7 protein-coding genes are annotated in these 10,158 nt (G+C 60.7%); all 7 read right to left on the bottom strand.

The features are described 5' to 3' along the window. A partial coding sequence (locus ASD50_RS03935) for a hypothetical protein (RefSeq protein WP_200952372.1) occupies positions 1–1,155 on the bottom strand: 1,155 nt, incomplete at its 3' end. Between the two features lie 292 nt (positions 1,156–1,447). Continuing rightward, a complete protein-coding gene (locus tag ASD50_RS03930) occupies positions 1,448–2,896 on the bottom strand; it encodes an NAD-dependent succinate-semialdehyde dehydrogenase (protein WP_056236447.1) in 1,449 nt (482 codons plus the stop codon). A gap of 24 nt (positions 2,897–2,920) precedes the next feature. After that, the gene (locus tag ASD50_RS03925) at positions 2,921–4,555 is read right to left on the bottom strand and encodes an ABC transporter ATP-binding protein (protein ID WP_056236445.1); all 1,635 of its coding nucleotides are present in this window, start codon (positions 4,553–4,555) and stop codon (positions 2,921–2,923) included. Then, positions 4,552–5,382 carry an ABC transporter permease gene (locus ASD50_RS03920; RefSeq protein WP_056236444.1) on the bottom strand — a complete coding sequence of 277 codons (831 nt, stop codon included), beginning with the start codon at positions 5,380–5,382 and terminating at the stop codon, positions 4,552–4,554. The genes ASD50_RS03925 and ASD50_RS03920 overlap by 4 nt, the downstream gene beginning before the upstream one ends. Positions 5,383–5,386: 4 nt before the next feature. Next, on the bottom strand, positions 5,387–6,361 hold the full coding sequence (locus tag ASD50_RS03915; protein WP_056236442.1) for an ABC transporter permease: 975 nt from the start codon (positions 6,359–6,361) through the stop codon (positions 5,387–5,389). After that, positions 6,358–8,049: a hydantoinase B/oxoprolinase family protein gene (locus ASD50_RS03910; protein ID WP_056236441.1), complete on the bottom strand. Its 1,692-nt coding sequence runs from the start codon at positions 8,047–8,049 to the stop codon at positions 6,358–6,360. The genes ASD50_RS03915 and ASD50_RS03910 overlap by 4 nt, the downstream gene beginning before the upstream one ends. Before the next feature lies 1 nt (position 8,050). Further along, positions 8,051–10,111, bottom strand: coding sequence for a hydantoinase/oxoprolinase family protein (locus ASD50_RS03905; RefSeq protein WP_056236438.1), 2,061 nt, complete (start codon positions 10,109–10,111; stop codon positions 8,051–8,053). Between the last annotated feature and the right edge of the window lie 47 nt (positions 10,112–10,158).

The raw sequence follows: 10,158 nt of genomic DNA, 5'->3' as shown, positions 1-10,158 counted from the left end.
GATCGAGATCGTGAACTGCGACGGCGCAACRCCGTCCGCACCCGGCGCAAGCGACCACGTGCCGCCAACCGCAGCAGCTCCCTCGACAACCGTCACAGCSCCGTCAACCGTCACMACSGGAACGTCGTCGACGATATCGATGTTGAGTGTTGCGGAACCGGTCAGCCCGCCCACATCGGTGACCGTCAGCTGGAACACATCCTTGTTGTCTTCCAGGTTGGTTCCGTTGTTTGCGTCGGGGCCATCGACAGGATTGGTCAAAGTGTAGGTATAGGTCGCCTTGCCGGTCGCTGGGTCATAGCTGTCGATGGTCAGAGTGCCGAAATCGCCAACTACAGATTTGACGACCGAGTTGTCTGCAAGCTGACCGACAGTGAAGGTTTGACCGTCGATGGTGATGCTGACGATATCGCTCACGCCATCCGGATCGGAGAGCTGGAATATCCCATGCACAACGGCGCTGCCGTTGCCTGCCGCCGATCCAGCCGGGAGACCGGCTTCGTTGACGATACGATCGCTTACGCCAATGCCGCCGGGATTGTTGGGATCGTTCGGATTGCTGGGATCCGGATCGATCGATGGGCCTCTATTAATACGGCCCGGGAAAAGTTCACGCCGTTCGAGCTCAGGAAATTGCAGCGCGGTCGGAGGAAGGAGGTCGATGATGGGACCCGCATCGCCGATTCCGGGGAACGGCAGATCGAAGTTGCCGCCGGCGCTTTCGGAACCAGATGCCGATGCGGTGAGCGCACCGTCGGGGCCGGCTGCCACGTTGATATCATTGGCCTGAAGCGCAGCGACGAGAGCTTCCTGGGGAATCTCGACATCGTCGATGACGAAGGTGGGCACATGCAGCGCCGCATGCTCGATGACAATGCGGGTGCCATCGGGCTGAACCAGCACCAGGTTGTCGCCATCGATCTCGATACGCTCGATGGAGGTGCCAGCCGGCAGCTTGACGGTGTTGTTTTCCGCAACGGCAACAACCACCACGGCAGGGGTTCCGCTCGGCGCCGCAGCTTCAGCGGCGGTAGCAGGCGTTGTTTCAGCCTGTGCAACCTGGATTTGCTGTTCACCCTGGAACGAGATCGGGCGCTCAACCTGCTCGTGCGCCGTATCGGAAGACAGATTCTCAGTGAAGCTTTCGGTAGCCATCGCCAAACCCCTTTTTACTAGAGGCACCGAATCCATGAAATTCGCGGCTGATCAATGGGGAGGAGCGCAAGGCAATATAAGGGGTTATGTCGAAATGCGGAATATTTGGAGCTGGTTAATACTTAAGATAATACTAAAATTGTTGCAGTCGGAGCCGTTCAATAGTGGTCGGCCAAGTCGATGGCGGCCGACACGCCTCGCGAATCGGTCCGTCGATGTCGTGATACTTTGCAGCTTTTACGGGTAGCCGGCTTGCCGGAAAATCCAGTCTTTTCCGGCCAAAGAAACCGTGTCAGGCACCGGGTTGGGGCATGAGCGCGTGGTTCACATATTTGGTGACCAGATATGAATCGAGGCCCTCATAGCCGCCTTCCGTGCCATAGCCGCTCGACTTGACGCCCCCGAAGGGTGCTTCCGGCAACGACACGCCGAAACTGTTGATACCAATCGCACCTGCTTCGATGTCACGAACAAGCCTGGCCAGAAGAGGATCAGAGTTGCTGAAGACATAGGCGGCCAAGCCATAGGGCAGCCCGTTTGCCTCTCTTATGACGCCGTCCAGATCGTCATAGGAATTGATGATCGCAACAGGACCGAACGGCTCCTCGCTCATGATGCGCGCATCGACGGGAACATCGACGAGCACCGTAGGCTCATAGAAATAGCCGCGATTGCCGGCGCGCTTGGCGCCGTGCGCGACCTTGGCACCTTTTTGCACCGCGTCATCGACAAGTTCGCTGATCGTCTCGACCCTTCTGGCGTTGGCGAGAGGACCCATCGTGACATCGTCATCGCGACCGTCGCCAAGCTTGATGGTCTTGACCTGCTCGACAAAGCCTTCGACGAAATCCGCGGCAATGGATTTATGCGCGTAAAACCGGGTCGGCGCGATGCAGGTCTGCCCTGCATTCCTGAAACGAGCCATAGCCGACAGGCGCGCAACCACGCGTGCATCGACATCGGCGGCAACGATGACGGGGGCATGACCGCCCAGTTCCATGGTAGCCGGTTTCGGGCCTTCGGCCGCAAGACGCGCAAGCTCCCGCCCGACCCTTGTCGAGCCGGTCAGGCTTACCTTTCGAACCAGCGGGGAACGCACGAGCGTCGTCGAGACTTTCTCAGGCACTCCGAAAACGATGTTGAGAACGCCCGCAGGCAGACCAACCTCTTCAAGGATGGAAGCCACGGCCAGTACCGACGACGGCGTTTCCTCGGACGGCTTGAGGATGCAGGTGCAACCGGCTGCAAGGCTGGCCGCAATCTTTCTTGCCGAGGTGATGACCGGGAAGTTCCAAGGCGAAAACGCCGCGACCGGGCCAATCGGTTCCCGGATCACAATCTGGCGCAAGCCCACCGCACGGCCCGGAATTACCCGACCATAGGCGCGCCGGCCTTCTTCCTCGTACCATTCGAATATTTCAGCCGCCCCGATAAACTCGGCTGCCGCATCGCGCAGCGGCTTGCCCTGTTCCAGGGTCAAGCGCAAGGCAAGCTCACCTGCCCTTTGACGCAGCAAACCGGCGGCATTGCGCAAAATCCGGCAACGCTCTGCCGCAGGAACAAGACGCCATGTCTTGAAAGCCCGGTCCGCCGCCTCCAGCGCCATTTGCAGGTCGGCCTCGCCGGCAAGCGGCAGCATTCCGATTGTCTCGCCGGTGGCCGGATTGATGACCCGTTCCTGCGCACGGCTTTCGACGCCGTACCTGATACCGTCGATAAAAAGGAAGAGTTCTGGATACATGTCGGTCGTCCTGAATATCCGCGGTTAAGTAGCCGGCGCTGAAACGCGCTTCTTCCTGAGAAACCAGTCATGCCCCGGAATGGCGTCCATCAGTTCGCGCGTATAGGCGTGCTGGGGATTGGCGAAAACGTCGGCAGCGGGTCCGTGTTCGACGATCTTGCCGGATTTCATGACCGCGATTTCATCGCAAAGCTGCGCGGCGATCCGCAGATCATGGGTGATAAAGACCATCGTCAGGCCAAGCCGCTCGCGCAGGGAAACGAGCAGGTCAAGGACCTGCGCCTGAACCGACACGTCGAGCGCCGAGACCGGCTCGTCCGCGACAAGCAGTTCCGGCCCCAGCGTCAAGGCGCGGGCAAGACCGATACGCTGGCGCTGACCGCCGGAGAATTCATGCGGATACCTGTCCATCGATGCGGGGTCCAGGCCCACCATCGTGAACATTTCCTCCGCGCGGCGGCGCGCTTCAGCCCTCGGCGTGCCGTGGACCAGCAAACCCTGCATGACGAGCTCGCCCGCCTTGCGGCGTGGATTGAGCGAAGCGAAGGGATCTTGAAACACCATCTGCACGCGACGGGCATTTTCGCGTGCCTGCCTACGGTTCATGCCGAGCAGCGATTGGCCATCAAGCCGCATTTCGCCGAGTTCCGGCTTGAGCAGACCGACGATGCATCGCGCAAGCGTGGATTTGCCGGAGCCGCTTTCGCCCACGATTCCCAGTGTCGAGTTCCTGGCCAGAGAAAAGCTGACGTCCGACACGGCGTAGGTCGTGCGAGCGGGACGTCCGAACCATCCCCTGCTGCTGTAGGTCTTGGATACCGCCTTGACCGACAGGACTTCGGCCTCATTCTGCTGCCTTTTCGGCGGGGGCTCGATGGAAGGAACCGCAGCGAGAAGGCGCTTGGTGTAGTCTTGGCTCGGATTGTCCAGAACCTCCTTGACTGTTCCCGTTTCAACCAAGACACCGCCCTGCATTACCGCGACGCGATGGGCGATATCGGCAACAACGCCGAGGTCGTGCGTGATGAAGAGGATGGACATCCCCTTGCGCCGCTGTATCTCCTGCATCAGATTGATGATCTGCTTTTGCGTCGTCACATCGAGAGCCGTGGTGGGCTCGTCTGCGATCAAAAGGTCAGGCTCCAGCGCCAGCGCCATGGCGATCATGGCCCTCTGCCGCTGGCCGCCCGACATCTGGTGCGGATAGGCGTTGATGACCCGCTGAGGGTCGGGAATGCGCACCTCGTCCAGCAGCGCCAGACATCTTTTCCGGATCTCCCGTCTCGATAGCTTCACGTGCGAGCGGAACATTTCGCCGATCTGGTCGCCGATCGTCCGAACGGGATTGAGAGCCGTCATCGGCTCCTGGAAGACCATCGCGATACGCGATCCACGAAGCCGGCGGATCGTTTCGGGCGCTTGCTTCAACAAGTCCGTTCCATCGAAGACGGCACGGCCGGATTCCACCTTTATGCTGGACGGCAACAGGCCCATGACTGCGGTTCCAGTCAGGGACTTTCCGGAGCCGCTTTCGCCAACAAGGCAAACGATCTCGTTACGGTTGATCGTCAAGGACAGATCCTTGATCGCATAGGCGCGATCGGCCCAGTCCGGCAAGCGGACATTCAGCCCATCGATTTCAAGCAGGGGCTGGGTCACTGGCGCTTCAACCTCGGATTGAGCATGTCGTTCAAGCCCTGGCCCACCAAAGACACGGCAAGAACGATCAGAAGAATTGCAACGCCGGGCAGAGCGGCCACGTACCATTCGCTGCGCAGGACCGCACGACCGGCTCCGATCATGTTGCCCCATGACGCGATGTTCGGATCGGACAGGTTCAGGAACGCAAGCGAGCTCTCCAGGATCACCGCCGTCGCCATGATGACGCTGGCATAGACGATGATGGGGGGGAGCGCGTTTGGAAGTATTTCGCGGAAAATGATCTGCCGGTCGCGCAAGCCGATGAGCCGGCACGACTCGACAAATTCACGCGTGCGCAACGTGAGAAATTCCGCACGGGTCAGGCGGGCGGGCGATGGCCAGGAGACAAGACCGATCGCAATGGTAACGGTCTTCAGGTCCGTACCGAAGACGGCAACGACGACAAGAAGAAGGATAAAACTGGGAAGCGTCTGGAAGGCGTCCGTGATGCGCATCAGCACATCGTCCACCCACCCTCCGTAGTAACCGGACAGGGCGCCGATCACCACGCCGATGCCGATCGATATCGACGTCGCCACAAGGCCGATGAGGAGCGATACCCGCGCTCCGTAGAACAATTGCGCCGCGATGTCCCGGCCCAGATTGTCCGTGCCCAGCAGGAACTGCGGATTGGTGAACGGCCACTGGAGAGGACGCCCAACCAGGGCAAGGGGATTTTTCGGGAAGACAATGCCCGCAACCAGCGCCATGGCGATGAAGATGAGCAGCAGGATCAGCCCGAACATGGCAACAGGCGAGCGTCTGTAGAGCTTCAGGAATTCCATGGGGTCACCTCGCAACTATGCGCGGGTCGAGCCATGCGTAGAGAAGGTCCACGCACAGATTGATCACGATTACGAGGATGCTCGAAATCAGGGCTACACCGAGCAACGTGTTCAGGTCGCGCTGAACGACCGACTCGTAGGCGAGGCGGCCCAACCCCGGCACCGAGAACACACTCTCGATCACCACCGAACCACCGAGCATGGTGCCCGCTTGAAGGCCGAGCAATGTCACCATTGGCAACAATGCGTTGCGCAGGACGTGACGGTAGATGACGGCGCTTTCGCGGACACCTTTCGCGCGTGCCGTCCTCACGAAATCGAGGGTCATGACCTCAAGCATGGAGGCGCGCATGATGCGCAGGTGCGTGGCCAGGAAAATGAGCGCAAGCGAGGAGACGGGCAGGACGAGGTGCCAGGCAATATCCAGCACGCGCCTTATTCCGGTGAAGCCGGAGCCGATCTGCTCGATGCCGCCCGGAGGCAGCCAGGCGAGTTTCACGGCAAAGACGACGATGCCCATCAGGCCGAACCAGAAGGCAGGCGTTGCGTAGAAAATCAGGCCAACGGTGGATACCAGCGTATCGGGCCAACGATTGACATATCTGGCGGCGAGGACACCCAACGCTCCGCCGATGGAGAAGGCGAAACAAAGCGCCGACCCCATCATCAGCAGCGACAAGGGCACGCGCTCGAATATGACATCCGCAACAGGCTTGCCGTAGATGGCGGAATAGCCGAGGTCGAACCGAACGAGGTTCCAGAGATAGTTCAGCGCGCGCGCCGTCGACGACACATCAAGGCCGTACATGCGCCTCAGTTCGGCAGCGAGTTCCTCGCTGCCTCCGCCACCCAGTTGGGCCAGCAACGCATCCACGGTATCGCCGGGAGCGAACTGCAACAGCACGAACAGTCCGATGAGAACGATAAGCAGCACGGGAATGCTGCTTATCAGCCGTCGAACGAGGACACGCAGGATCATTGCGCAACTTTCTGCTTCTTCATCCAGTCGTCTGCTAAACGCTGCGAGACCTTGCCGTCGGCGAGATCCCTGCTGATCAGGCCCGGCTGCCGTTCGGCGACATCGCCAAACCCGCCGCCACCGGCGGTATTGAGGAAGAGCCGGTCACCCTTGTTGAGATGAGTGACAAGCTTGGACTTGATCTCCTCGCGCCGCCCGTCGGCCCGGATGATCCATGACGATGCGTTAAGGCCATATCCGCCGCCTGCGGTACCGCGCGGACCCTGGCGGTGGTGGTCACCGCGGTGAGTCAGCGTTATGCCGTCGGCAAGCGCAAGGTACTCGCGCGAGTACCCCTGCCCGCCCCTCCAGCGGCCCTCGCCGCCTGAATCCGTGCGAAGTTCCGAACTGACCATGCGGATCGGATAGTCGAGTTCCATGGCCTCGATCGGCATGTTCATGCCATTGGAGACGTCGCCTTCCATGACGCTGTTGCCGTCATTCCTCGACGTGGCGCCCATGCCTCCGGAGACGAGTTCGCCCACGACGAAATTGGAGCCGTCGGAACGCTGGCCGCCAAAGGTGATGAGATGGAGATTGGCGTTGAACCCCGGCACCAGGTGGGGCGCAGCAGGAGCCAAGGCACCCATCATGTTGTTGGCCAAGGCCTTGATCGAAATCGAACGGGCATTGACCGGAGCAGGCTCGATCGGATTGACCAGCGAACCTCGCGGCAGGTGCAGCGTAACCGGCCTGAAGCAGCCGCCATTGGTGGGAATCGTTGGGTCCGTCAAAGCCCGAACGGTGTAGTAGGCTGCGGACTGCGGGCCCGACGGCACGCAGTTGAACGGGCCACGCACCTGCGGGCTGGTGCCCGTGAAGTCGAAGTGCATCGTGCCTTCGCCAATGGTGACCGCGATTTCAATCTTGACGGGTTGGTCGAGGTCGACGCCGTCATTGTCGATGTAGTCGACCGACCGGTAGGTGCCGCGCGGCAGCTTGAGCAAGGCCTCGCGGGTGAGCATCTCCGAGCGCTTGATGAGGGTGTCCGTTATCTGCACGAAGCTCTCGCTGCCGCCGACCTTGTCGGCAAGTTCGCGAATCCGGCGCGCACCGACGGTGCAAGCCGCGATCTGCGCATTGAGATCGCCCATGAAGTAGTCCGGCGTGCGGACGTTGAGGCGGATGAGCTGAATGAGGGTCTCATTGTAGCGGCCGTCCGACATCAGCTTCAGCGCAGGAATACGCAGGCCTTCCTGATAGATCTCGGTCGCGTTTGTCGGCACCGATCCGGGCGCCATGCCGCCGATGTCCTGATGGTGCGTCATGGTCACGCTGAGCGCGATGACCTGCCCATGGTGGAACACCGGCATGACGACCGCCACGTCCGGTATGTGAGTGCCGCCTGCATAGGGATCGTTCATGCAGTAGACGTCGCCATCGCGCATCGTCTCGATCGGGAACACGCGGATGATGTTGCCGACACTGGGGATGAGCGAGCCGAGATGGATCGGAATGGCGCAAGCCTGGGCAAGCGTGGTGCCGTCGGGCAGGAAGAGGGCAGCCGAAGCATCGAGACCCTCCTTGACGATGGGTGAGAACGACGCGCTCAGCAGCGTCCATTCCATCTCGTCCGCGATGCTGTCCAGCTTGTTACGCGTCACCTCGATGGTGACCGGGTCCATTGCTCTTATGGTGGTGTTGAGCATGTCAGTTCCGCTCCATCATGATGTTACCGCCGGTGATGACCGTCGCAGTCCAGCCTGGGCTTACCAGTGTCGTGGTATCGCTCTGTTCCAGAATAGCAGGCCCCACGACCACGTCGCCGACAGCCAGCGAATGGCGCTCGACCACCTTTGCCTTTACCGGCCCGGCCTCAAGGTTGAAGATTGCTTCCCGGAAGGTTCCGCCACGCGTTGCCGCGACCGTCTCATAGGAGACCTTGTCGAAGGACCAAGGCGGGGAAACAGATGCCACGGCGCCGAGATTGACGATCCGGGTCGGACCCGGCTCGCCGTGGCCGTAGATGCGGCGGTGTTCCTGAACGAATGCTTCGCTCAGCGAGCGCAGGCTACCGCCGTCGGCGCGCAGCGCCTCAAGGTCGAGCGGGATGGCAAGCGTATGGGACTGCCCCACGAAGCAGATGTCTGCCGAATAGTTCAGCTCGAAATCGGAGGCGGCATTTTCGAGCGCCATCAACTCGCGGCACTGTTCGACCAGACCAGCCAGCTTCTGCTCGATCTGTTCAAGCGTCGTGTCTTCGATCCGGCTCTGGAACGAGACGGAAGCTTCATGTTGGACCGGCGATACGAGCAAGCCGCAGGCGGCCAGAACGCCCGGATAAACGGGCACAAGAATGCGATCCATGCCAAGATCGTCCGCCAGCGCGGTCGCATGCATGCCACCGCCGCCGCCGAGAGGCACAAGCGTGAAATCGCGGGGATCGATGCCACGCTTTACCGAAATCAGGCGAATGCCTTCCGACATCTGCGCGTTGACCACACGATGAATGCCAAGTGCTGCCTCAACGACAGACATGCCGAGCGGGTCCGCGATCTTTTCCTTTACCGCCTTGTGCGCAAGTTTTGGATCGAGCTTGAGCGAACCGGCAGCAAAATAGTCCGGATTGATGTAACCCAGCACGACGGAGGCATCGGTCACCGTCGCCTCTTCGCCGCCCTTGGCGTAACAAGCAGGCCCCGGAACCGAGCCTGCCGAATGCGGGCCGACGCGCAGACCACCACCAACATCGAGCCAGGCAATGCTTCCGCCGCCCGATCCAATTGCGTTCACATCAACCATGGGAACGCGGACCATGTATCCGTCGATGGAACTGGTCGGCTTGACCAAAGGCTGGCCATCCTGAATCAGCGCGATATCGCAGGAGGTGCCGCCGACGTCGAAAGTAATGAGATCATGCTCGCCGGCAACGCCGCCGCAACCGCGTGCACCCATAACACCGCCTGCCGGTCCCGAAAGGAAGAGACGCACCGGCCGTTGCACAGCGGTGCCGGCGTTGCTCAGACCGCCACGCGACTGCATCACCTGCAGGCTTGCCGGAACGCCGACGCTGGCCAGATCTTCCGACACGGTTTTCAGATAATGGCTGAGCTTTGGTTTCACATAGGCGTCGAACGCGGTGATGCAGGTCCGCTCGAATTCGCGGAATGCCGGATCGACCTGATGAGACAACGACACATGCATGGACGGCGCGATCTCTGCGATAAGCTCCGCCACCCTCAGTTCATGCTCGGGGTTGACGAAAGAAAACAGGAACGCCACGGCGATCGCCTCGACGCCGGCGTCGACGAGTTGATGAATTGCTTCACGGGCACTGGCCTCGTCGAGAGCCTGGATGATTTCTCCCCTGGGACCTACCCTTTCCTTGACGCCGAGACGACGGGAGCGCCCGGCGAGGAAAATCGGCGTTCCGCTGTCGACAAACACGTCGTACATGTTCGGGCGAAAGGACCGACCGATCTCAAGCACGTCCCGGAAACCTTCGGTTACCAGCAACCCCGTGGGCGAGCCCTTGCGTTCCAGAACGGCGTTGGTGGCAACCGTCGTGCCATGAACAAAGCGATCGACCCGCTTGAGAAAGCCTTCGTCGTTACCAGCGATCTCCAGCAGCCCCTGCCGCATGCCGTCGGAAGGGCTCGGCCTGCTGGTGGGCACTTTCAGGACATTCAGTTTGTTGTCACCGGAAAGGTAGACGATATCGGTGAAAGTGCCGCCGACATCGACTGAGACCGCTATGGAAGATGGTTTCATTTTCACTTTCTCACTTGTTCGTCTGCCGCTCAACGATGAGCGGCTTG

The sequence above is a fragment of the Mesorhizobium sp. Root552 genome (assembly GCF_001427285.1).
GTDB lineage: Bacteria > Pseudomonadota > Alphaproteobacteria > Rhizobiales > Rhizobiaceae > Mesorhizobium.
The sequence above is the reverse complement of the archived record's forward strand: the minus strand, read 5'-3'. Positions and strand labels throughout refer to the sequence as shown.